This window comes from Pseudomonas spartinae (genome assembly GCF_965197125.1).
Lineage (GTDB): Bacteria > Pseudomonadota > Gammaproteobacteria > Pseudomonadales > Pseudomonadaceae > Aquipseudomonas > Aquipseudomonas composti_A.
Genome location: NZ_CBDAMB010000002.1, coordinates 106,077 through 128,050, shown reverse-complemented (window position 1 = coordinate 128,050; position 21,974 = coordinate 106,077). Strand labels below are relative to the sequence as shown.

The 21,974-nt window shown below is 62.1% G+C and carries 21 protein-coding genes; 16 read left to right on the top strand and 5 right to left on the bottom strand.

All coding sequences use genetic code 11. From position 1 onward, the window contains the following. Positions 1 to 2 precede the first annotated feature (2 nt). From ACN8M7_RS04385 to ACN8M7_RS04345, 9 genes are all read left to right on the top strand, one after another. Positions 3 to 314 (top strand): YceK/YidQ family lipoprotein, encoded by a 312-nt coding sequence (locus ACN8M7_RS04385; RefSeq protein WP_490259903.1) that lies wholly within the window; start codon positions 3 to 5, stop codon positions 312 to 314. Positions 315 to 407: 93 nt separating this feature from the next. Beyond that, positions 408 to 1,409, top strand: coding sequence for an extracellular solute-binding protein (locus tag ACN8M7_RS04380; protein ID WP_490259902.1), 1,002 nt, complete (start codon positions 408 to 410; stop codon positions 1,407 to 1,409). 126 nt (positions 1,410 to 1,535) lie between these two features. Next, positions 1,536 to 3,152, top strand: coding sequence for an ABC transporter permease (locus ACN8M7_RS04375; protein ID WP_490259901.1), 1,617 nt, complete (start codon positions 1,536 to 1,538; stop codon positions 3,150 to 3,152). A gap of 298 nt (positions 3,153 to 3,450) precedes the next feature. Then, positions 3,451 to 4,533 carry a glycine cleavage system aminomethyltransferase GcvT gene (gene gcvT, locus ACN8M7_RS04370; protein WP_490259900.1) on the top strand — a complete coding sequence of 361 codons (1,083 nt, stop codon included), beginning with the start codon at positions 3,451 to 3,453 and terminating at the stop codon, positions 4,531 to 4,533. 228 nt (positions 4,534 to 4,761) lie between these two features. Continuing rightward, positions 4,762 to 5,151 (top strand): glycine cleavage system protein GcvH, encoded by a 390-nt coding sequence (gene gcvH, locus ACN8M7_RS04365; protein ID WP_061238619.1) that lies wholly within the window; start codon positions 4,762 to 4,764, stop codon positions 5,149 to 5,151. A gap of 377 nt (positions 5,152 to 5,528) precedes the next feature. Next, positions 5,529 to 5,843, top strand: a complete 315-nt coding sequence (locus ACN8M7_RS04360; protein WP_490259899.1) for a metalloregulator ArsR/SmtB family transcription factor — start codon at positions 5,529 to 5,531, stop codon at positions 5,841 to 5,843. Further along, complete coding sequence (locus tag ACN8M7_RS04355; protein ID WP_490259898.1) at positions 5,840 to 6,274, top strand: YeeE/YedE family protein; 435 nt, start codon at positions 5,840 to 5,842, stop codon at positions 6,272 to 6,274. Before ACN8M7_RS04360 ends, ACN8M7_RS04355 begins: the two co-directional genes overlap by 4 nt. A gap of 2 nt (positions 6,275 to 6,276) precedes the next feature. Then, positions 6,277 to 6,696 carry a DUF6691 family protein gene (locus ACN8M7_RS04350; RefSeq protein WP_490259897.1) on the top strand — a complete coding sequence of 140 codons (420 nt, stop codon included), beginning with the start codon at positions 6,277 to 6,279 and terminating at the stop codon, positions 6,694 to 6,696. A gap of 14 nt (positions 6,697 to 6,710) precedes the next feature. Further along, complete coding sequence (locus ACN8M7_RS04345) at positions 6,711 to 6,899, top strand: YgaP family membrane protein (RefSeq protein WP_061238615.1); 189 nt, start codon at positions 6,711 to 6,713, stop codon at positions 6,897 to 6,899. An 83-nt stretch (positions 6,900 to 6,982) separates the two neighbouring features. On the opposite strand, the gene aguA is transcribed toward ACN8M7_RS04345, so the two are convergent. From aguA to ACN8M7_RS04320, 5 genes are all read right to left on the bottom strand, one after another. Continuing rightward, positions 6,983 to 8,089 (bottom strand): agmatine deiminase, encoded by a 1,107-nt coding sequence (aguA, locus tag ACN8M7_RS04340; RefSeq protein ID WP_490259896.1) that lies wholly within the window; start codon positions 8,087 to 8,089, stop codon positions 6,983 to 6,985. Between the two features lie 70 nt (positions 8,090 to 8,159). Next, on the bottom strand, positions 8,160 to 9,041 hold the full coding sequence (gene aguB / locus ACN8M7_RS04335; RefSeq protein ID WP_490259895.1) for an N-carbamoylputrescine amidase: 882 nt from the start codon (positions 9,039 to 9,041) through the stop codon (positions 8,160 to 8,162). A 236-nt stretch (positions 9,042 to 9,277) separates the two neighbouring features. Continuing rightward, entirely contained in the window at positions 9,278 to 9,919 is a 642-nt protein-coding gene (locus tag ACN8M7_RS04330) for a TetR/AcrR family transcriptional regulator (protein ID WP_061238612.1), read from the bottom strand. A 197-nt stretch (positions 9,920 to 10,116) separates the two neighbouring features. Then, the gene (locus ACN8M7_RS04325) at positions 10,117 to 11,175 is read right to left on the bottom strand and encodes a polyamine ABC transporter substrate-binding protein (protein WP_490259894.1); all 1,059 of its coding nucleotides are present in this window, start codon (positions 11,173 to 11,175) and stop codon (positions 10,117 to 10,119) included. Positions 11,176 to 11,352: 177 nt separating this feature from the next. Continuing rightward, positions 11,353 to 12,732, bottom strand: a complete 1,380-nt coding sequence (locus ACN8M7_RS04320; RefSeq protein ID WP_061238610.1) for a glutamine synthetase family protein — start codon at positions 12,730 to 12,732, stop codon at positions 11,353 to 11,355. Positions 12,733 to 13,532: 800 nt separating this feature from the next. On the opposite strand from ACN8M7_RS04320, the gene ACN8M7_RS04315 reads away from it, so the two are divergent. The 7 genes from ACN8M7_RS04315 (at position 13,533) to ACN8M7_RS04285 (ending at position 21,956) form a co-directional block, all read left to right on the top strand. Continuing rightward, positions 13,533 to 14,891, top strand: a complete 1,359-nt coding sequence (locus tag ACN8M7_RS04315) for a glutamine synthetase family protein (RefSeq protein WP_061238609.1) — start codon at positions 13,533 to 13,535, stop codon at positions 14,889 to 14,891. An 85-nt stretch (positions 14,892 to 14,976) separates the two neighbouring features. Beyond that, positions 14,977 to 16,344, top strand: coding sequence for an aspartate aminotransferase family protein (locus ACN8M7_RS04310; RefSeq protein WP_061238608.1), 1,368 nt, complete (start codon positions 14,977 to 14,979; stop codon positions 16,342 to 16,344). Positions 16,345 to 16,481: 137 nt separating this feature from the next. Beyond that, the gene (locus ACN8M7_RS04305) at positions 16,482 to 17,579 is read left to right on the top strand and encodes a polyamine ABC transporter substrate-binding protein (protein ID WP_490259893.1); all 1,098 of its coding nucleotides are present in this window, start codon (positions 16,482 to 16,484) and stop codon (positions 17,577 to 17,579) included. Between the two features lie 205 nt (positions 17,580 to 17,784). After that, positions 17,785 to 18,876 carry a polyamine ABC transporter substrate-binding protein gene (locus ACN8M7_RS04300; RefSeq protein ID WP_061238606.1) on the top strand — a complete coding sequence of 364 codons (1,092 nt, stop codon included), beginning with the start codon at positions 17,785 to 17,787 and terminating at the stop codon, positions 18,874 to 18,876. A 53-nt stretch (positions 18,877 to 18,929) separates the two neighbouring features. Continuing rightward, positions 18,930 to 20,084 (top strand): polyamine ABC transporter ATP-binding protein, encoded by a 1,155-nt coding sequence (potA, locus tag ACN8M7_RS04295; protein ID WP_490259892.1) that lies wholly within the window; start codon positions 18,930 to 18,932, stop codon positions 20,082 to 20,084. Between the two features lie 23 nt (positions 20,085 to 20,107). Next, the gene (locus ACN8M7_RS04290) at positions 20,108 to 20,989 is read left to right on the top strand and encodes an ABC transporter permease subunit (protein ID WP_490260288.1); all 882 of its coding nucleotides are present in this window, start codon (positions 20,108 to 20,110) and stop codon (positions 20,987 to 20,989) included. An 82-nt stretch (positions 20,990 to 21,071) separates the two neighbouring features. Continuing rightward, on the top strand, positions 21,072 to 21,956 hold the full coding sequence (locus ACN8M7_RS04285) for an ABC transporter permease subunit (RefSeq protein WP_061238603.1): 885 nt from the start codon (positions 21,072 to 21,074) through the stop codon (positions 21,954 to 21,956). Positions 21,957 to 21,974 lie beyond the last annotated feature (18 nt).

Here is a 21,974-nt window from a genome sequence, read left to right as displayed (position 1 = left end):
CAATGAAGCACCTACTGCAATACCTGGTTGTGGCGGCATTTTCACTTTCTGCAGGCTGCGGGACCATGGTCGGTCGTGGCGGCGCCGCAGTGCCGACGCCAGTGGAGACCTACAAGGGCGTCAACGGCGATCTCCATCTGTTGGGATTGCGCCCTGGTCCCAGCGGTAGCGGCAATGCCGGGGCGGTGATCTGTCTGATTAGCATCGTCTGTCCGCTCATAGTCGTGGTGTCACTGCCAGTCGATGCGGTAATCGACACGCTGTTGTTGCCGGCAGATCTGCTGGCAGCCCGTGAGCCCGAAAATACCTTGTAATAACTGCTGCGTTTCGCGTTGTTGTTTACGTTGAGAAGGCAAATAACATTCACTACTATTCAGCCACTTTGTTATCCACAAGAGGCTGGTCCCATGAAGGCTCGCAACACGCTCCTCGCCGCATTCACTCTCGGCACCCTGGCAACTGCCGTCCAGGCTGCCGATGAGGTGGTGGTCTACTCCGCTCGCATCGATGAGTTGATCAAGCCAGTGTTTGACGCCTATACCGAGAAAACCGGGGTCAAGGTGAAGTTCATCACCGACAAGGAGGCCCCGCTGATCGCCCGCCTCAAGGCCGAAGGTGCCAATACCCCGGCCGATCTGCTGATCACCGTCGATGCCGGCAACCTCTGGCAAGCCGAGCAGGAAGGCGTGCTGCAGCCGACCAAGTCCGACATCATCGACGCCAATATTCCGGCCCAGTACCGCTCCAGCACCGACAGCTGGACTGGCCTGTCGCTGCGTGCGCGGACCATTTTCTACTCCACCGAGCGGGTCAAGCCGCAGGAGTTGTCCACCTACGAAGCCCTGGCGGACAAGAACTGGGAAGGCCGCCTGTGCCTGCGCACCAGCAAGAAGGTCTACAACCAGTCGCTGACCGCCACCCTGATCGAGGCTCATGGCGTCGAGAAGACCGAGGAAATCGTCAAGGGCTGGGTCGACAACCTGGCGACCGATGTATTCGCCGATGACACCGCGCTGCTGCAGGCCATCGACGCCGGCCAGTGCGATGTGGGCATCACCAACACCTACTACTATGGCCGCCTGCACAAGCAGAACCCGGATCTGAAAGTGAAGCCGTTCTGGCCGAACCAGGCTGACCGTGGTGTGCACGTCAACCTGGCCGGTGCCGGCGTGACCAAGCATGCACCGCATGCCGAGCAGGCCAGGAAGCTGCTGGAGTGGATGACCACCCCGGACGCGCAGAGCATCTTCGCCGGCGTCAACCAGGAATACCCGGCCAACCCTGCGGTGCAGCCGTCCGCCGAGGTAGCGTCCTGGGGCACCTTCAAGGCCGATACCGTGGCCACCGAAGTGGCGGGCAAGCGCCAGGCCGAAGCGACCATGCTGATGGATCGCGCTGGCTGGCAGTAAAGAGGATCGTGCCCACGCTCCGGCGTGGGTGCGATCATCGTACCTTCGGCGATCCGCCCTGCTGCCGTTATACTGCGACGCCCCGCCTAGCCGGGGCGTCGTCTTTTCCGTAGTCGAGGAATCCGCGTGCCGCATCCCGTCCAGCGTCGCTGGTACCCCATCGTCCTTGCCGTCGCCGTTCTGGTGCTGATGCCGTTGTCGGTGCTGCTGCTGAGCTGGCACGAGGTGGATCAGCAAATCTGGGCGCACCTGTGGCAGACGCAGATGGCACGCCTGATCGGCAACACGCTGACGCTGGTGGTCGGGGTCGGCGTAGGGGTGACGTTGCTGGGGGTGAGCCTGGCCTGGCTCACCAGCCTCTGCGAGTTTCCCGGCCGGCGCTGGCTGGACTGGGCGCTGATGCTGCCTTTCGCCATACCCGCGTACGTGCTGGCGTTCGTCTTCGTCGGTCTGCTGGATTTCGCCGGCCCGGTGCAGACGCTGTTGCGCGAATGGTTCGGCAGTGGCCTGCGGCTGCCGCGCGTACGCTCGACCGGTGGCGTGATCATCGTACTGGTGCTGGTGTTCTACCCTTACGTCTACCTGCTCGCCCGTGGCGCCTTCCTGGCTCAGGGCAAGGGTTTGATGGAGGCGGCGCGGGTGCTCGGGCAGGGCCCCTGGCAAGCTTTCTGGCGCGTGGCGCTGCCCATGGCGCGGCCGGCCATCGGCGCTGGCCTGGCGCTGGCGATCATGGAGACCCTGGCTGATTTCGGTGCGGTATCGGTGTTCAATTTCGACACCTTCACCACGGCGATCTACAAGACCTGGTACAGCTTCTACAGCCTGACCAGCGCCACGCAGCTGGCCAGCCTGCTGTTGCTGGCTGTCGCTCTGGTGCTCTACGGCGAGCGCCGTGCGCGCGGCGCAGCGCGGCCGGCCAACGAGCGGCCACGCGGCAAGGCGCTGTATCACCTGCACGGCTGGAAGGCCCTGGCCGCCAGCTCCTGGTGTGGTCTGGTGTTCGCCTGCGCCTTCGTCATTCCGCTGCTGCAACTGCTGGCGTGGTTCTGGCAGCGCGGGCGTTTCGATCTCGACGAGCGCTACGCCGGTCTGATCCTGCATACCCTGTACCTGGGCGGCATGGCGGCGCTGATCACCGTCAGTGTGGCCATGCTGCTGGCTTTCGCCCGGCGTCAGGCGCCGAATCGTGGTGTGCGCTTCGGTGTAGCGCTGGGCAACATCGGTTATGCCCTGCCGGGCTCGGTGCTGGCTGTGGCGATCATGCTGGCGTTCAGCTTCCTCGATCGTGAACTGGTGATTCCGCTGTCCACAGCGCTGGGCGGTGCCGGCAAACCCTTGCTGATGGGCAGCCTGGCGGCGTTGCTGGTGGCCTACCTGATCCGCTTCATGGCGGTGGCCTTCGGCCCGCTGGAGACCAGCCTGGCGCGTATTCGTCCGTCTCTGCCGGAGGCGTCTCGCAGCCTTGGCGTCGGCGGCCTCGGCCTGTTCTTCAAGGTCTACCTGCCGCTGCTGCTGCCAGGCACGCTGTCGGCTGCGTTGCTGGTGTTCGTCGACGTACTCAAGGAAATGCCGGCGACCCTGCTGATGCGTCCGTTCGGCTGGGACACGCTGTCGGTGCGGGTCTTCGAGATGACCAGCGAAGGGGAGTGGGCGCGCGCTGCGCTGCCGGCCCTGACGCTGGTGCTGGTCGGCCTGCTGCCGGTGATTCTGCTGATTCGGCGTTCGGCCCGTAGCTTCGGCTGAAAGCCTCTGGTTCCGGCCCTGGGCTGAGGCATATCCCGGCTCGGCTCACTGCGCGACCTTTGGTCAGATGACCCCCGCCGACCTTGCGGCTACAATGCGCGCCATTCGCGAGCCGGCCCATCCGGCAGACGTATCGAGAAGCGTAGGCGAGGCGGCCAGTGCAAGGCGCAGCCAGGCGAAAAAGCGGAGTGTGCTTTTGCACATGAGCATTTTGAGCCTGGCTGTAACGCAGCAATGGCAACGCAGCTAGCTTCTCGGGGGTCTGAATCGCTTCGCCAAGCCCGGAAGGAGATAACCCATGGGACAGCGCACCCCCCTCTATGACCTGCACCTGGCACTGGGGGCCAAGATGGTGGATTTCGGCGGCTGGGACATGCCGCTGCACTACGGTTCGCAAGTGGAGGAGCATCATCAGGTGCGCCGCGAGTGCGGCGTGTTCGATGTCTCGCACATGTGCGTGCTGGACGTCGGCGGCAGCCAGGCGCAGGCCTATCTGCAGCGTTTGCTGGCCAACGATGTGGCCCGTCTGGATAGCCCGGGCAAGGCGCTGTACAGCGCAATGCTCAATGAGCAGGGTGGGGTGATCGACGACCTGATCGTCTACCTCACCGAAGGTGGTTACCGCCTCGTGGTCAACGCCGGCACCCGTGACAAGGACCTGGCCTGGATGCATGCGCAGGCGGCTGATTTCGATGTGCAGCTGCAAGAGCGCCGCGACCTGGCCATGCTCGCCATCCAGGGCCCCAAGGCGCGTGCGCGTGTCGCCGAGCTGCTGAGCCAGGCCCGCGCCGCGCTGATCCATGAGCTCAAGCCGTTTCAGGGGCTGCCCGAGGGCGACTGGTTCATCGCGCGTACCGGTTACACCGGTGAGGACGGTTTGGAGATCGTGCTGCCGGTGACCGAGGTGGTGTCCTTCCTCAACGATCTGGTCGGTGCTGGTATCTCACCCATCGGCCTCGGCGCACGCGACACCCTGCGCCTGGAGGCGGGCATGAACCTCTACGGCCAGGACATGGACGAGCAGGTCAGCCCACTGGCCGCCAACATGGACTGGACCATCGCCTGGGAGCCTGCCGAGCGCGACTTCATCGGTCGCGAGGCGCTGCAAGCGCAGCGCGCCGCTGGTTGCCCGAGCAAGTTGGTAGGCCTGGTGCTGGAAGAGCGCGGTGTGCTGCGTGCGCATCAGGTGGTACGCGTCGACGGCCTTGGCGAGGGCGAGATCACCAGCGGTAGCTTCTCACCCACGCTGAACAAATCCATTGCGCTGGCGCGTGTGCCGGCAACCACCGGGGACCGTGCCGAGGTGGAGATACGCGGCAAGTGGTACCCAGTACGCGTGGTCAAGCCGAGCTTCGTTCGCCACGGTAAAACCCTTATCTGAGAAGCTGACTACGATGCGCTGCGCGCCAGCGTTACAAGCAAGCTTGTACAAAGTACACAGCGCCTGCGCACCTGGTTTTGCAGGCCCGATATCGGTATTGCATGGCCCTGGCTCGCAATATCGTGGTCACGCTCTTTTTTTGTTCGCGGTGCTGGCTTCTCCTGACGCCGTGGCCTGCTAAATTGTCCTGACGGTCCACTTGCCGTCACCGTTTACGAGGAATCAAACATGAGCAATATCCCCGCCGATCTGCGTTATGCCGCCAGCCACGAGTGGGCGCGCCTGGAGGCTGACGGTAGCGTGACCGTGGGCATTTCCGACCACGCCCAGGAAGCCCTCGGTGACGTCGTGTTCATCGAGCTGCCGGAAGTTGGCAAGCAACTCAACGCTGGCCAGGAGGCGGGTGTGGTGGAGTCGGTCAAAGCGGCCTCCGACATCTACGCACCGGTTGCTGGTGAGGTCATCGCCATCAACGAATCGCTGGCCGACAGCCCGGAAAGCGTCAACAGCGACCCGTACGGCAGCTGGTTCTTCAAGCTCAAGCCGAGCGACGCCAGCGAGCTGGACAAGCTGCTCGATGCTGCGGCCTATCAGGCCGCTGCTGACGCCGACGCCTGATTCACCTGGCTTCGACCCGGAAACCCGCTACGGCGGGTTTCTGCGTTTCTGGGCTGGTGATTATTGCTTGTGTGCGTATCGCCAGTGAGTGCACTTGCATGGCGTCAGTGGTCGCCCGGATGTAATCCGGGGAGATCTGTGGATTCGGCGAGATTGTTGACGATACCCTTTGTGGGAGGCGCTTTAGTGGCGAGCTCTTGTCGCGGATAGAGCCCCTCCCTCTATTTGTGCTGTGCACGGTTGGGCGGTTTTTCGCAGTTGCAGCCGCTCCTGCAAGGCGGCCTGTGCAGTCCCCCTCCTACCGCCGGTCAGTTGCGCTAACACTTTTTCAAAATACAATATATAAAAATACATATTGTATTGAGTGAAGGTGTCTCATGGCCGAAACCATCGATATCCAGCAGCTGCGCGCCAATGCCGACGCCGCCGGGCAACTGCTCAAGACGCTGGCCAATCCGGATCGTCTGCTGCTGCTCTGCCAGCTGTCGCAGGGCGAGCGTAACGTCAGCGAACTGGAGGCACTGCTCGGTATCCAGCAGCCCACGCTGTCGCAGCAACTGGCAGTGTTGCGTCGTGAAGGGCTGGTGGAGACCCGTCGCGACGGCAAGCAGATCTTCTATCGCATCAGCAGTCCGGCGGCGCTGGCGGTGATCGAGACGCTCTATCGTCTGTTCTGCGAGGGCCGGCAATGAACGTCGACTGGGCCAGCTTCACCCCCTGGAGCGCCCTGGCCGGTGGTGCGCTGATCGGCCTGGCGGCGTCCATGTTCGCCCTGGCCAATGGCCGCGTGGCCGGCATCAGTGGCTTGCTCGGTAGCCTGCTGCAGCGTGGGGGCGAAGGGCGCGGCGAGAAGGTCGCCTTTGTCCTTGGTCTGCTGCTGGCGCCCCTGCTCTGGGGGCTATTCGCGACGTTGCCCACGCTTCATTTCGAGACCGGCAGCCTGGGGTTGATCGTGGCCGGCCTACTGGTCGGTGTCGGTACCCGCTATGGCTCGGGTTGCACCAGTGGCCATGGCGTCTGCGGTATTGCCCGCCTGTCGCCACGCTCGCTGTTGGCCACGCTGTGCTTCATGGCCTCGGGTTTCGCCTGCGTATTTGTCCTGCGTCATCTGTTGGGAGGTTGAACGTGGTCAGACTCAGTGCATTCGTTTGTGGCCTGCTGTTTGGTCTCGGTCTGTTGCTGGCAGGTATGGCCGACCCCGGCAAGGTGCTGGCTTTCCTCGACCTGGCCGGCAACTGGGACCCGTCGCTGGCGCTGGTGATGGCTGGCGCGATTGGCGTTGCTGCGTTGCCGCTGAGCCTGGCACGACGGCGCGCCAAGGCGCTGCTTGGTGGTGCCATGCAGCTGCCCACGCGGCGCGATCTGGATGCCCGGCTGATTGGTGGCAGCCTGCTGTTCGGTGTTGGCTGGGGGATCGCCGGTATCTGTCCGGGGCCGGCCTTGGCCGTCCTGCTGACCGGGTACTGGCAGGCCGCGTTGTTCGTCGCCGCGATGCTTGCCGGAATGTTGATCTTTACTGCGCTGGAAGGCCGGCGTGGACGATGACCTGGAGAACCTCGATGAAAGCCAATGTTGGAACCCTCGACCGTAGCCTGCGTATCGCCGCAGGGCTGATCCTCATCGCGCTGAGCCTGGCCGGTGTCATCGGCCTGTGGGGCTGGATCGGCTTGGTGCCGCTGGCCACCGGCATCTTCCGCTTCTGCCCGGCCTATCCGCTGCTGGGGATCAATACCTGCAAGATGAAGTGACGCCTGTCCGCCTTCGAGAGGGAACGAAAACGCCCGGCACAGGCGGGCGTTTTCATGGCGACTTGTGCAGCGAACCGTCAGGTTCAGGCACCCTGCGGGGCTGGTTGCTGCTGGGTGATGCAGTGGATATTGCCGCCGCCCAGGAGGATTTCGCGGCCCGGTACCATCACCACGCGATGCTCGGGGAAGATGCGCTGGAGGATGGTGCAGGCCTCGATGTCCTTCGGGTCATCGAAGCTCGGCGCGACGATGCCGCCGTTGACGATGAGAAAGTTGACGTAGGAGCCGGCCAGACGAACGTCCGGGCTACGCTCCTGGCTGCCTTCGACCATATCGACGCCTGCGCACTCTTCGGCGGTGGCGTACATCGGGCCGGGAATCGGCATCTTGTGCACGGTCAGCTGCCGGCCCTTGGCGTCGCGCGCGTTCTCCAGCACGCGCATGGCGGCCTGGCAGCGCGGGTAGTTGGGGTCGTTCTGATCTTCGGTCCAGGCCAGCAGCACTTCACCGGGGCGCACGTAGCAGCAGAAGTTGTCGACGTGGCCGTCGGTCTCGTCGTTGTACAGGCCGTCCGGCAGCCAGATCACGGTGTCGATGGCCAGGTGCTCGCGCAGCATGGCTTCGACCCCTTCGCGGGTCAGGTGCGGGTTGCGGTTGTTGTTCAGCAGGCACTCTTCGGTGGTGATCAGGGTGCCTTCGCCATCGACATGAATCGAGCCGCCTTCAAGCACGAAGCCTTCGGTGCGGTAGCGTTTGCAGCCTTCGATTTCGAGGATCTTGCGCGCCACCTGGTCGTCACGTAGCCATGGCCAGTACAGACCACCGTCGAAGCCGCCCCAGGCATTGAATGCCCAGTCCACACCGCGTACTTCGCCGCTGTCATTGATCACGAAGGTCGGGCCGGTATCGCGCACCCAGGCGTCGTCGGTGGTGATTTCCACCAGGCGGATGTTGCTGTCGTCCAGGCGTGCACGGGCGTTCTCGTATTGCGCTGCGCTGACGCAGACGGTCACCGGCTCGAACTGGGCGATGGCCTTGGCCACGGCGACGAAGGCGGCCTGGCCTGGCTTGCCGCCGTTGCGCCAGTTATCGCTGCGTTCGGGCCAGACAATCCAGGTCTTGCTGTGGGTTTCCCATTCCGCCGGCATGCGGAATCCATCGGCGCGTGGAGTGGTGTTCAGCGTGGTCATGTTTCACCTGTAGCCCGGATGCAGTCCGGGGTGTCGTGAGAAAAATCCCCGGATTGCATCCGGGCTACGTTCACTCGCAGAGGTTTTCGCCATCGAGTGTGGAAAGCGGCCAGTATAGGTTCGGCCGGCGGTCGCGGAACACACCCCAGGCGCTACGCACCTTCTCCAGAGTCGTCAGGTCGAAGCTGTGCACCAGGATGCCTTCCTCGGTCTGGTTCAGTTCCTTGACCTTTGCACCGAACTGGTCGGCGATGAACGAGCTGCCATAGAAGGTGATGTCGTAACCGTCCTGTTCTTCGCGACCGATACGGTTGCTGGCCACCAGCGGCATCACGTTGGCGCCGGCATGGCCCTGTTGCACGCGCTGCCAGTGCTCGCGCGAGTTGATGCCTGCATCGTGCGGCTCGCTGCCGATGGCGGTCGGGTAGAAGAGGATTTCCGCGCCCATCAGCGCCATGCTGCGTGCGCACTCGGGGAACCACTGGTCCCAGCAGATGCCTACGCCGATACGCGCATAGGCGGTGTCCCAGACCTTGAAGCCGGTATCGCCTGGGTTGAAGTAGTACTTCTCGTGGTAGCCGGGGCCATCCGGGATATGGCTTTTTCGATAAATCCCGAGGTTCGTGCCGTCGGCGTCGATGATGGCGATGCTGTTGAAGCGGGCGCGGCCAGCGCGTTCGAAAAAGCTGATCGGCAACACCACCTTCAGCTCCGCGGCAACGTTCTGAAAGTGCGCAATGGCCGGATTTTCTTCAACGGAGGTCGCCAGCTGGGTGTAGTCGGCGTTGGGTTTCTGGCAGAAGTAGGGCGCCTCGAACAGCTCCTGGATCAGGATGATCTGCGCGCCCTGGGCTGCGGCCTGGCGCACCAGCCTTTCTGCGTTGGCGATATTCGCGGCACTATCCCAGGAGCAGGCCATCTGGGTCGCGGCGACGGTAACGATACGGGACATAAAGCACCTCTTGGCTCGTTCACAGGCCGTACCGGGTTCGCCGGAGGCCTTTTCGCAGTGCCGTGGCTAAACATCGACCAAGGCGGGATGGTCGATTTATATCCGATAAATATCGATATTAGAAGTTTATTCTGTTCGCCAAAGTGAAATTAATCCGATTTTTATCGAGATAAAGGGGTGCGGGCGAGGAGCGCGCCGTGTTTGACGGTTGTTGCGAGACGAGACGGGCGTGGGGATTATTCCAGCGGGGTGGGGCGCTTCGGCAGCGCGGCAGGCAGGTAGAGCCCCAGGTAGGCGTCGAATACGCGCATGCCTTCTTCGGCCAGGCGTGGCGTGATTTCGCCGTGCAGCTGTACCGCGCGGGCGTACACGCGATCACCCAGGGACATGGCCAGGGTGAATACATCGATATCCGTCGGTAATTGCGGCAGGGGGAAATGCCGTTCGAACAGCGCTCGCATCAATCGACCCAGTTCCAGGTCGTGCTGGTGGTCAGCCTGGGTCACCTCGGCCAGACCATGCTGCGCAAGGATCAGCTGGCGAGCGGCGGCGTCCTGGGCGTAGATGCTCAGCATGCGCTGTTCCACCAGGCGCGAGAGGTCGTGCCAGGTGCGCAAGGCGGCATGGTCGACCGGTTCCAGCAGGCTGCCGCGAAAGGCAGCGTGCACGTCAGCGGTCAGACCCTCGAGCAGAGCGGGCACGCTGGCGAAAAAGTGATACACCGACGACGGTGGAATGCCCGCCCGCTCGGCCACCGCGTAGATCGACAGGTTGGTCATGCCTTGCTCGGCGAGCAACTCGCGGGCAGCGCCGAGGATGACGGCGATGCGAGCCTGGCTGCTGGCGCGCGGCTTGCGGGTGCTGGCGGGGCGCGACATGGCGGGGCTCCTCGTGGGTCGAGGTGCTATTGGACGTCAGCAGGCGGCGGCGAGGCAATCGCATAAACGGTGTAGGAGCGAATTTATTCGCGATTTCATCGCGAATTTCGCGGATAAATCCGCTCCTACAAGAGCTCTGCCATTCCCGGAAGGAGGTAAAAGAGCCTCATGCGATTGCCTTGGCCTCGCCAGGCCTTTCAGCCGCCATCGAGGAAGCGTTGCCAGACGTTGCTGCGCACCTGTGCGTGTTTCTCCGGAAGCACTTCCAGTGGATACAGGCGGCGCTTGGTGTCCTGATCCGGGTACAGGCCGGGTTGTGCCAGCAGGGCGCTGTCGATGAATTGCGCCGAATCGGCGTTGCCGTTGGGGTAGAGGGTCTCGGCGGTAACCTGGGCGATTACCTGCGGTTGCATCAGGTAGTCGATGAAACGATGGGCAAGGTCCGGGCGGGCAGCGCTGGCGGGGATCACCAGGTTGTCGATGAACAGTACCGAGCCTTCGTCCGGCACCACGAAGCTGACCGGTTGCCCGGCCTGCGCAGCGGCGAGGGCGTCGCCGACCCAGGCCATGGCCAGGCACAGGCGACCATTGTTGAGGTCGTCGATATAGCGCTCGCTGTCGACGTAGCGCAGGTTCGGGCGCAAGGCCTCGAGTACGTTGCCGGCGCGTTCGACCCGGCTTGGGGCGCTGCGCGCGAGGCTGCGGCCCTGGTAGTTGAGCAGCAGTGACAGGGTTTCATCCGAGGCATCCAGCACGCTGATGCCGCAGCTGGCCAGGCGCTTGCTCTGTTCGGGGTCGAACAGCAGGCTCCAGCTGTGCGGCAGTGGTCCGCCGTAGGCGGCTTCTGCCTGCGGCGTGTTGATCGCCAGGCCGACCGCGCCCCACAGGTAAGGCACGGCATGGCGATTCTGCGGGTCTACCGCCGCCAGCTTGCTCAGCAGTTGCTTGTCCAGATGGCTGCGGTTGGGTAGCAGGGTGAAGTCCAGAGGGCGAATGCGGCCGCTGGCGATCAGTCCTGGTAGTGCATTGTGCGAGGGCACGGCGATGTCGATGGCCTGGCCGCTTTCCAGTGCGGCGTTCAGTTCCTCGGCACTGCTGAAGGTGTGGTACTCGACTTCGATCCCGGTGTCGCGGGTGAAGTTTTCCAGTACCTGTGGCGCGATGTAATCGTTCCAGTTGTAGACACGGATGCTGTCGGCTGCCTGAGCCAGGCTGGAAATCAGGCCTAGCAGGACGGCGGCAAGAGCGCGTTGCATGAGTAGCTCCCTGAAGGATGAAGGCAACAGTATCCGGCGGCCTCGGCCGCCGGGGGTTGATTCATGTCAGCGGGGTCGCCGTGCGGCGAACCACTGGCTCCGAGGCCAAGCGCCGGAGCTGTCGGTTGGCAGTTGGCAGGCAAAAAGAAGCCGGCTCTGCGGCCGGCTTTCTCGGGGTCACACGGTGTGCAGGTACCAGTTGTACTCGAGGTCGGAGATGGTGGTCTCGAACTCCTGCAGCTCGGCTTCCTTGCACGCGACGAAGATGTCGATGTACTTCGGATCGATGTACTTGTTCAGTACTTCGCTGTCGTCCAACTCACGCAGGGCATCGCGCAGGTTGTTCGGCAGGCTGGGCTCGAGCTGCTCGTAGGAGTTGCCCTCGATCGGCTCGCCCGGCTCGATCTGATTGGTCAGGCCGTGGTGAATACCGGCGAGGATCGAGGCCAGCATCAGGTAGGGGTTGGCATCGGCACCGGCGACGCGGTGTTCGATACGCACGGCATCGGCGCTGCCAGTAGGCACGCGTACGGCCACGGTGCGGTTGTCCAGCGCCCAGCTCGGCGCGTTGGGCACGTAGAACTGTGCGCCGAAGCGGCGGTAGGAGTTGACGTTGGGGCAGAGGAAGGCCATCGACGCCGCCAGGGTGTCGAGGATGCCGCCCACGGCATGGCGCAGCGAGGTGTTCTCCAGCGGATTCTCGGCCGCGAAGATGTTCTTGCCGGTCTTCTTGTCGAGCAGCGAGATGTGCACGTGCAGGCCGTTGCCCGCCTGGCCCGGATAGGGCTTGGCCATGAAGGTGGAGTCCATCTCATGGTCGTAGGCGATGTTCTTGATCAGGCGCTTGAGCAGCAGTGCATAGTCGCAGGCCTTGATGGCGTCTTCGACGTGGTGCAGGTTGACCTCGAATTGCGCCGGGGCGCTCTCCTTGACGATGGCGTCGGCCGGGATGTCCTGCTCCTTGGCGGCTTCGAGCATGTCCTGCAGGCAGTCGACGTACTCGTCGAGATCGTCGATCAGGTAGACCTGGGTCGAATGCGGGCGCTTGCCCGAGATCGGCGAGCGTGGCGGCTGCGGGCGGCCGTTCACGTTCTCCTGGTCGATCAGGTAGAACTCCAGTTCGAAGGCTGCGCAGATACGCAGGCCCAGTTCGTCGAACTTCTGCACCACCTGGCGCAATACCTCGCGCGGGTCGGCGAAGAAAGGCGTGCCGTCCAGCTCGTGCATGGTCATCAGCAGTTGCGCGGTGGGGCGCTTCTGCCAGGGTTCGTTGCACAGGGTATTGGGGATGGGAAAGCAGATACGGTCGGCATCGCCAATGTCCAGGCCAAGGCCGGTGCTTTCGACGGTGGAACCGTTGATGTCGAGAGCGAAGAGCGAGGCCGGCAGGTTGATGCCTTTCTCGTACACCTTGTGAAGGGCGTTTCGATCGATGCGCTTGCCGCGCACCACACCATTCATATCTGCAATAAGAAGGTCGACGAACTGGACCTCGGGATGTTCCTTGAGGAACGCGTTCGCTTCGTTAAGCTGAACGGCACGCGGGGGTACCGACATGATGCAACACCTTTTTGTTAAATATATCAATCATGCGAATGCACGGGTGTGAGTCAATCCGAAACGCACTTTACTGTCAAGCTGGCCTGATAATGCCCTGTCATGGGGCGTCATGGCCAATTTTGGGGCATTTCCAGGCCTTTCAGGCGGCTTCAACCGGAGTCTTTCCGGGGTGCTCAATGGGGTGTGTTCAATTTTTTACAGAGCTATTGTGTAAAAAAATGAACAACGCTAAGCTCGGTCGAAACCCATAACAGCAATAATACGGGTGTCTCATGTTTTGCCTGCCGAGCATCGGCGTCAGCGCTTGTGCCATAACCAACGGTCACGCTACCTCTACTGTCCTCGTTCGCGAGGCTGGCCTGCACATCATGCTGGCCCCCGCGCTGAGCATGCCTGGCGACGCCGCTACACGGCAGCTTTTTTCCTCGGCGGCATCATCGCCGCTCGGTCTGTGCCATCAGGCCTTTCGTTCACCCAATACCCTGCACGATAGCGCACGCGGCTGCGCAGCGCCCCTTGCTGTGCCCGGTGGCTCGCGTCCTGCAGTGTGCAAGTCGTTCGTCGGCTCTGTTGGGCTCGCGCTATGCCGCGAGCTAGAGGGGGCGGGGTCGATTGACAAGAGCGGGCGATTTTCTTTCGGTGGAGTGATAAGTCAGGTGTCGGAGGTGCCGTACCCCTAGTAGCATCCACCCGAATATCTCGCTTTCTTCCAGGCCTTTGGTGAGGCTTGCAGGGAGAAGGCGGGGCAACGCTGAACCAGCTATAACCCTAGTTGGTTCTACAACCCTGAGGTCTCTATGAGTACCAAGTTAGACCAGCTCACGAGCTGGCTGAAAGAACGCAAAATCACCGAAGTTGAATGTCTGATCAGCGACCTGACCGGCATTGCCCGCGGCAAGATATCGCCGACCAACAAGTTCCTTGACGAGAAGGGCATGCGCCTCCCTGAGAGCGTGCTGCTGCAGACCGTGACCGGCGACTACGTCGAGGACGACATCTATTACGACCTGCTGGACGAGGCGGACATCGACATGTTCTGCCGTCCGGACGCTAATGCTGTTTTCGTCGTGCCCTGGGCCATCGAGCCCACCGCCATGGTGATCCACGACACCTTCGACAAGCAGGGCAACCCTATCGAGCTGTCGCCGCGCAACATCCTCAAGCGCGTGTTGCAGATGTATGCAGACAAAGGCTGGAAGCCCATCGTCGCGCCGGAGATGGAGTTCTACCTGACCAAGCGCAACAGTGACCCGGACTTCCCGCTGGTGGCACCCATGGGCCGTTCCGGCCGTCCGGAAGTAGGCCGGCAGTCATTCTCCATCGACGCTGCCAACGAATTCGACCCATTGTTCGAGGACGTTTACGACTGGTGCGAGCTGCAGCACCTGGATCTCGACACGCTGATCCACGAAGACGGCCCGGCGCAGATGGAGATCAACTTCCGCCATGGCGAGGCGCTGCACCTGGCCGACCAGATCACCGTGTTCAAGCGCACCATGCGCGAGGCCGCGCTCAAGCATGATGTGGCGGCCACTTTCATGGCCAAACCGATCACTGACGAGCCTGGTAGTGCCATGCACATTCACCAGAGCGTGGTGGATATCAAGACCGGTAAGAGCCTGTTCTCCAACGAGGACGGCACCATGAGCCAACTGTTCCTGCACCACATCGGTGGCCTGCAGAAGTACATCCCCGAGCTGCTGCCGCTGTTCGCGCCCAACGTCAACTCGTTCCGCCGTTTCCTGCCCGATACCTCGGCGCCGGTGAACGTCGAATGGGGCGAGGAGAACCGTACCGTGGGCCTGCGCGTGCCGGAGGCCAGCCCGCAGAACCGTCGTGTGGAGAACCGTCTGGCCGGCGCCGACGCCAACCCCTACCTGGTGCTGGCGGCGTCCCTGCTGTGTGGCTATATCGGCATGGTCGAAGGCATCAACCCCGGTGCACCGGTCAAGGGCCGTGGCTACGAGCGCCGCAACCTGCGCCTGCCGCTGACCATTGAAGCGGCGCTGGAACGCATGGAGGCGTGCAAGACTGCCGAGAAGTACCTCGGCGAGAAGTTCATGCGTGGCTATGTCGCGGTCAAGCGTGCCGAGCACGAGAACTTCAAGCGCGTGATCAGCTCCTGGGAGCGCGAGTTCCTCCTGCTGTCCGTGTAATGGGCTACCGGCCGCGCCTGGCGCGGCCGCTGCCACGAATCTCTGCGTAGCGCCGCTGGCGCTGCGTGCTAGCAAGGTGTTGGTAATGAACAAGCAAGCGAACAATCCCAAGACTGCTCAGTGGCAGGCCCTGAGCCAGGCTCACCACCTGGCGCCGTTCAGTGATTACAAGCAGTTGGCCGAGAAAGGCCCGCGCATCATCACCGAGGCCAAAGGCGTGCACCTGTGGGACAGCGAGGGCAACAAGATACTCGACGGCATGGCCGGCCTGTGGTGTGTGGCCGTCGGTTATGGCCGCGAGGAACTGGTCGAAGCCGCGAGCGCGCAGATGCGTCAATTGCCGTTCTACAACACCTTCTTCCAGACTGCCCACCCGCCGGTGCTGGAACTGGCGCATGCCATCTCCCAACTGGCGCCGGCCGGCATGAACCATGTGTTCTTCACTGGTTCGGGTTCCGAAGGCAACGACACCATGCTGCGTCTGGTACGCCACTACTGGGCGTGCAAGGGCCAGCCGAGCAAGAAGATCATCATCGGTCGCGACAATGGCTATCACGGCTCCACCGTGGCCGGCGCCAGCCTCGGCGGTATGAAATTCATGCACGAGCAGGGCGACCTGCCGATCCCCGGCATCGCCCATATCCCGCAGCCGTACTGGTTCGGTGAAGGCGGCGACATGACCCCGGAAGCCTTCGGCATCTGGGCTGCCGATCAGCTGGAGAAGAAGATTCTCGAGCTGGGCGAAGACAACGTTGCAGCCTTCATTGCCGAGCCGATCCAGGGCGCCGGCGGCGTAATCATCCCGCCGCAGAGCTACTGGCCGCGCATCAAGGAAATCCTCGCCAAGTACGACATCCTGTTCGTCGCCGACGAAGTGATCTGCGGATTCGGCCGTACCGGGGAGTGGTTCGGCAGCCAGTACTACGATCTCAAGCCCGACCTGATGACCATCGCCAAGGGCCTGACCTCAGGTTACGTGCCGATGGGCGGGCTGATCGTCAGCGACAAGGTGTTCGAGGTGATCGAGGCGCACGGCGACTTCAACCACGGCTTCACCTATTCCGGGCATCCGGTGGCGGCGGCAGTGGGTCTGGAGAACCTGCGCATTCTCAAGGAAGAAGGCATCGTCGAGCGGGTGAAAGCAGAAACGGCACCGTATTTGCAGCGTCGTCTGCGTGAGCTGGCGGATCACCCGTTGGTGGGTGAAGTACGCGGTATCGGCATGCTCGGCGCTATCGAATTGGTGCAGGACAAAGCGACGCGCAAACGTTATCCGGGTGACAAGGCGGTAGGCATGATTTGCCGCGGCCACTGCTTTGATAACGGTCTGATCATGCGCGCCGTGGGCGACACCATGATCATCGCGCCGCCTCTGGTGATCAGCCAGGCGGAAGTGGATGAACTGATAGAGAAAGCGCGCAAGTGCCTGGATCTGACTCAGCGTGACCTGTAGGTCTGAAAGCCCGCAGCCACGGAAAGTTGTCAGCGGTGCCATGACCTTGCCAGACTGCGCCAGAGTGCGTGAGCCAGCCTGATTCGAACGGCTTGCGCGACCTCTGGAATATCGACACAACAACAGGAGCTGTACGCATGAAAACATTCGGCAAGACCCTTCTCGCGTTGTCCCTGACCGCGGCCGTGGCAGGCGCTGCTCAGGCTGACGACAAGGTGCTGCATGTCTACAACTGGAGCGATTACATCGCCGAAGACACCCTGGCCAATTTCGAGAAGGAAACCGGCATCAAGGTCGTTTACGACGTCTTCGACAGCAATGAAGTGCTGGAAGCCAAGTTGCTGGCCGGCAGCTCCGGTTACGACGTGGTGGTACCGTCCAACCCGTTCCTGGCCAAACAGATCAAGGCTGGCGTGTTCCAGAAGCTGGACAGGTCCAAGCTGCCGAACTGGTCGAACCTGGACAAGGACCTGCTCAAGGCCCTGGAGCCAAGCGATCCGGGCAACCAGTATTCCATCCCCTACATGTGGGGCACCATCGGCATCGGCTACAACGTCGAGAAGGTCAAGGCGGTGCTCGGCGACGACGCGCCGGTCGATTCCTGGGACCTGGTGTTCAAGCCGGAAAACATGGAGAAGCTGAAGTCCTGTGGCGTTTCCTTCCTCGATTCGCCGACCGAGATCCTGCCGGCTGCCCTGCATTACCTGGGCTATGCCCCGGACAGCAGCGACAAGGGTGAGCTGAAGAAGGCCGAAGAGCTGTTCATGAAAATTCGTCCGTCGGTGGCCTACTTCCACAGCTCCAAGTACATCTCCGATCTGGCCAACGGAAACATCTGCGTCGCCATTGGTTACTCGGGTGACATCTATCAGAGCAAGGCGCGCGCCGAAGAAGCGAAGAACGGCGTGCAAGTGGGCTACAACATTCCGAAGGAAGGCGCCGGTTCGTTCTTCGACATGCTGGCCGTGCCGGCCGACGCCAAGAACGTCGAGTCTGCACACGTCTTCCTCAATTACCTGATGAAGCCTGAGGTGATGGCCAGCATCACCAACTACGTGCAGTTCCCCAACGGCAACGCTGCCGCCACTCCGCTGGTGGATGAAGCACTGCGTACCGATCCGGGCGTGTATCCGACTCCGGAAGTGCTGAAGAAGATCTACACCTTCCCGGACCTGGCGCCTGCCGTGCAGCGCAACATGACCCGCAGCTGGACCAAGATCAAGTCCGGTCGCTGATCGTAGAGGCAGTACCACCTGGCGGGCTTGCCCGCCAGGTTCCAAGGGACACTTTACAGGGCCATGACGGCCGTCGATATGCGCGTCCTCGAGTCTGCAGACCGAGGTGGTACCGGTGCGGCTTGATTTGGCAGTCGCTGATTCCCAACGCGTTTTTCTATAAAGTGCCGCGCTTTTTTAGCGGCCACTAAGCGAGGATGAAACTGTGCGAGTAACCCTGCCCAAGACTCTTATCGCCCTGGCAGCTGCTAGCCTGAGTGGAGCCGCCCTGGCTCAGCAGACGGTGCACATCTACAACTGGAGCGACTACATCGGCGAAGAGACGCTGGCCAAGTTCGAAGCGAAAACCGGTATCAAGCCGATCTATGACGTGTTCGACTCCAACGAAACCCTCGAAGGCAAACTGCTTGCTGGTCGTAGCGGTTACGACGTGGTGGTGCCTTCCAACCATTTCCTCGGCAAGCAGATCAAGGCCGGCGCCTTCCAGAAACTGGACCGCGCCAAACTGCCCAACTGGAATAACCTCGATCCAGCGCTGCTCAAGCAGCTGGAAACCAACGACCCGGGTAACCAGTACGCCGTGCCCTACCTGTGGGGTACTAACGGCATCGGTTACAACGTCGAGAAGGTCAAGGCCGCGCTCGGCGTCGAGGAGATCGATTCCTGGGCCGTGCTGTTCGAGCCGGAGAACATCAAGAAACTGAGCGAGTGCGGCGTTGCCTTCCTCGATTCGGGCGACGAAATGATCCCGGCCATGCTCAATTATCTGGGGCTGAACCCCAACAGCACCAACCCCGACGATTACGCCAAGGCCGAAGCCAAACTGCTGGAAGTGCGCCCCTACGTCACCTACTTCCACAGTTCCAAGTACATCGGTGATCTGGCCAACGGCAACATCTGCGTGGCAGCCGGTTTCTCCGGCGACATCCTGCAGGCCGCCGACCGCGCCGAAGAAGCCGGCAAGGGTATCGAGATCGCCTACAGCATTCCCAAGGAAGGCGCCAACCTCTGGTTCGACATGATGGCCATTCCCGCCGACGCAGCGAATGCCGACCAGGCCCACGCGTTCATCAATTTCCTCCTCGAGCCCGAAGTGATCGCCGAAGTCAGTGATTACGTCGGTTACGCCAACCCCAATATCAAGGCGGACGAGTTCATGGATCAGGAGGTTCGCAACGACCCGTCCGTGTACCCGCCGCAGGCCGTACTGGACAAGCTGTACATCTCCGCTGAATTGCCAGTGAAGGTGCAGCGCCTGATGACTCGCACCTGGACCAAGGTCAAGTCGGGTCAGTAATCGTTCCTGCCCGGCCCTGGGGGTCGGGCACAATCTTCCGGGAGTTCTCCTAAATGGCTGTTGCCTCCAGCGCCTACAAAAAAGCCCTCGAGGGGGATCAGACACCGAAAGAGGTGCTGGTCAAGATCGATCGGGTAACCAAGAAGTTCGATGAGACCGTAGCCGTCGACGACGTTTCGCTGACCATCAACAAGGGCGAGATCTTCGCTCTGCTTGGCGGCTCCGGCTCAGGCAAGTCGACCCTGCTGCGCATGCTCGCCGGCTTCGAACGGCCGACCGAGGGGCGCATCATCCTCGATGGCGTGGACATCACGGACATGCCGCCGTACCAGCGTCCGATCAACATGATGTTCCAGTCCTATGCCCTGTTCCCGCATATGACCGTGGCGCAGAACATCGCTTTCGGCCTGCAGCAGGACAAGCTGCCCAGGGCCGAGATCGACGAGCGTGTAGCGGAGATGCTCAAGCTGGTGCACATGACCCAGTACGCCAAGCGCAAGCCGCACCAGCTTTCCGGTGGTCAGCGTCAGCGTGTGGCCCTGGCCCGTTCTCTGGCCAAGCGTCCGAAGCTGCTGCTGCTCGACGAGCCCATGGGTGCACTGGACAAGAAGCTGCGCTCGCAGATGCAGCTGGAGCTGGTGGAAATCATCGAACGCGTCGGCGTGACCTGCGTGATGGTGACCCACGATCAGGAAGAGGCCATGACCATGGCCCAGCGCATCGCCATCATGCATCTGGGCTGGATCGCTCAGACCGGCAGCCCGATCGACATCTACGAGACGCCGACCAGTCGCCTGGTGTGCGAGTTCATCGGTAACGTCAACCTGTTCGACGGCCAGATCACCACTGATGAGGTCGACCACGCGGTCATCGACTGCCCGCAACTGGACAAGCCGATCTACATCGGTCACGGCGTCAGTACCCGCGCCGAGAACAAGTCCGTCAGCTACGCCCTGCGCCCCGAGAAGCTGCTGATGGCCACCGCGCTGCCGGAAGATCACGAGCATCCCGAGTACAACTGGTGCAATGGTCACGTGCATGACATCGCCTATCTGGGTGGCCACTCGGTGTACTACGTCAAGCTTACCTCCGGGCAGGTGGTGCAGTGCTTCATCGCCAACGCCGAGCGCCGCGGCAAGCGTCCGACCTGGGACGAACCGGTGGTGGTGTATTGGGAAGACGACAGCGGCGTGGTACTGCAATCATGAAAATGAGCAAACTGGCGCGCTATCTGCCCAGCGGGCGGCATGCCGTGATCGGCATACCCTTCCTGTGGTTGTTCATGTTCTTCCTGCTGCCCTTCATCATCGTGCTGAAGATCAGCTTCGCTGAAGCCGACGTGGCGATTCCGCCGTACACGGAAATCTATGAGTGGGCGGACAACAAGCTGACGCTGTTGCTGAATCTCGGCAACTACATCTTCCTCACCGAGGACGCCCTGTACCTCTCGGCCTATCTCGGCTCGTTGAAGGTGGCGTTCTTCAGCACCCTGTTGTGCCTGCTGATCGGCTATCCGATGGCCTACGCCATCGCCAGGGCACCCAAGTCGCAGCAGACCGTGCTGTTGTTGCTGATCATGATGCCGACCTGGACCGCGATCCTGATCCGCGTCTATGCCTGGATGGGCATTCTCGGCAACAACGGGCTGCTCAACAGTCTGTTGATGAGCATCGGCCTGATCGACTCGCCGTTGCAGATCCTCAACACCAATACCGCGGTCTACATCGGCGTCGTCTATTCGTACCTGCCGTTCATGATCCTGCCGCTCTACGCCAATCTGGTGAAGCATGATCTGAGCCTGCTGGAAGCGGCCTCTGACCTGGGTTCGAGCAACTTCAACAACTTCTGGAAGATCACCGTGCCGCTGTCGAAGAACGGCATCATCGCCGGCTCCATGCTGGTGTTCATTCCAGTGGTCGGTGAGTTCGTCATCCCCGAACTGCTTGGTGGCCCGGAGACCCTGATGATCGGCAAGGTGCTGTGGCAGGAGTTCTTCAACAACCGCGACTGGCCGGTGGCGTCTGCTCTGGCGGTGGTAATGCTGGCGATCCTGATCGTGCCCATCATCCTGTTCAACCGTAACCAGGCGAAAGAGCTGGAGGGCCGGCCATGACTGAGCTAATCGCAATGAGCCCGTCATCCTGTTCAACCGGCTTTTTAACCAGAAGCGTGGCGAAAGAACTGGAGGGACGGCCATGAAGCGTTTCAGTTTCTCCAGCCTGATGCTCTGGGCGGGGCTGGTGTTCATCTACCTGCCCATGGTCATTCTGGTCATCTACTCGTTCAACGCCTCGCGGCTGGTAACGGTGTGGGGCGGCTGGTCGGTGAAGTGGTACGTCGGCCTGCTGGACAACACACAGCTGATGAACTCGGTGATGCGCTCGCTGGAAATCGCCTGCTACACCGCCATTGCGGCGGTGGCGCTGGGCACCCTGGCGGCCTTCGTGCTGACCCGCATCACCCACTTCAAGGGGCGCACCCTGTTCGGTGGCCTGGTCACCGCGCCGCTGGTGATGCCCGAAGTGATCACCGGTCTGTCGCTGCTGCTGCTGTTCGTGCTGATGGCGCAGCTGATCGGCTGGCCGATGCAGCGTGGCATGACCACCATCTGGATCGCTCACACCACCTTCTGCTCGGCCTATGTGGCGGTCGTGGTGTCGTCGCGTCTGCGTGAGCTGGACATGTCCATCGAAGAGGCGGCTATGGACCTGGGCGCGCGGCCGTGGAAGGTGTTCTTCCTGATCACCGTGCCGATGATCGCGCCGTCGCTGGCGGCGGGGGCGATGATGTCCTTCGCCCTGTCGCTGGACGACCTGGTGCTGGCCAGCTTCGTTTCCGGTCCGGGTTCGACCACCCTGCCGATGGAGATCTTCTCCGCCGTGCGCCTGGGGGTTAAACCGGAGATCAACGCGGTAGCCAGCCTGATCCTGTTGGCGGTGTCATTTGCCACCTTCCTGGCCTGGTTCTTCGCTCACCGCGCCGAAGAAAAGCGCAAGAAGGCCATGCAGCAGGCCATGGACGAGACGACCAAGCCATCCTGGCAGCCCGTCGTCGACAGTCGCTCCAGCGCCGACAATTGAGTGCTGCGCTGAAATGAA

Coding starts and splice junctions, on each gene's coding strand:
- ACN8M7_RS04310 (WP_061238608.1), top strand. CDS start 14,977: ATGAACAAGCAAGCGAACAATCCCAAGACTGCTCAGTGGCAGGCCCTG.
- ACN8M7_RS04385 (WP_490259903.1), top strand. CDS start 3: ATGAAGCACCTACTGCAATACCTGGTTGTGGCGGCATTTTCACTTTCT.
- ACN8M7_RS04285 (WP_061238603.1), top strand. CDS start 21,072: ATGAAGCGTTTCAGTTTCTCCAGCCTGATGCTCTGGGCGGGGCTGGTG.
- ACN8M7_RS04360 (WP_490259899.1), top strand. CDS start 5,529: ATGGCCGAAACCATCGATATCCAGCAGCTGCGCGCCAATGCCGACGCC.
- ACN8M7_RS04355 (WP_490259898.1), top strand. CDS start 5,840: ATGAACGTCGACTGGGCCAGCTTCACCCCCTGGAGCGCCCTGGCCGGT.
- aguA (WP_490259896.1), bottom strand. CDS start 8,089: ATGACCACGCTGAACACCACTCCACGCGCCGATGGATTCCGCATGCCG.
- aguB (WP_490259895.1), bottom strand. CDS start 9,041: ATGTCCCGTATCGTTACCGTCGCCGCGACCCAGATGGCCTGCTCCTGG.
- ACN8M7_RS04330 (WP_061238612.1), bottom strand. CDS start 9,919: ATGTCGCGCCCCGCCAGCACCCGCAAGCCGCGCGCCAGCAGCCAGGCT.
- ACN8M7_RS04345 (WP_061238615.1), top strand. CDS start 6,711: ATGAAAGCCAATGTTGGAACCCTCGACCGTAGCCTGCGTATCGCCGCA.
- ACN8M7_RS04320 (WP_061238610.1), bottom strand. CDS start 12,732: ATGTCGGTACCCCCGCGTGCCGTTCAGCTTAACGAAGCGAACGCGTTC.
- gcvT (WP_490259900.1), top strand. CDS start 3,451: ATGGGACAGCGCACCCCCCTCTATGACCTGCACCTGGCACTGGGGGCC.
- gcvH (WP_061238619.1), top strand. CDS start 4,762: ATGAGCAATATCCCCGCCGATCTGCGTTATGCCGCCAGCCACGAGTGG.
- ACN8M7_RS04315 (WP_061238609.1), top strand. CDS start 13,533: ATGAGTACCAAGTTAGACCAGCTCACGAGCTGGCTGAAAGAACGCAAA.
- ACN8M7_RS04325 (WP_490259894.1), bottom strand. CDS start 11,175: ATGCAACGCGCTCTTGCCGCCGTCCTGCTAGGCCTGATTTCCAGCCTG.
- ACN8M7_RS04305 (WP_490259893.1), top strand. CDS start 16,482: ATGAAAACATTCGGCAAGACCCTTCTCGCGTTGTCCCTGACCGCGGCC.
- potA (WP_490259892.1), top strand. CDS start 18,930: ATGGCTGTTGCCTCCAGCGCCTACAAAAAAGCCCTCGAGGGGGATCAG.
- ACN8M7_RS04380 (WP_490259902.1), top strand. CDS start 408: ATGAAGGCTCGCAACACGCTCCTCGCCGCATTCACTCTCGGCACCCTG.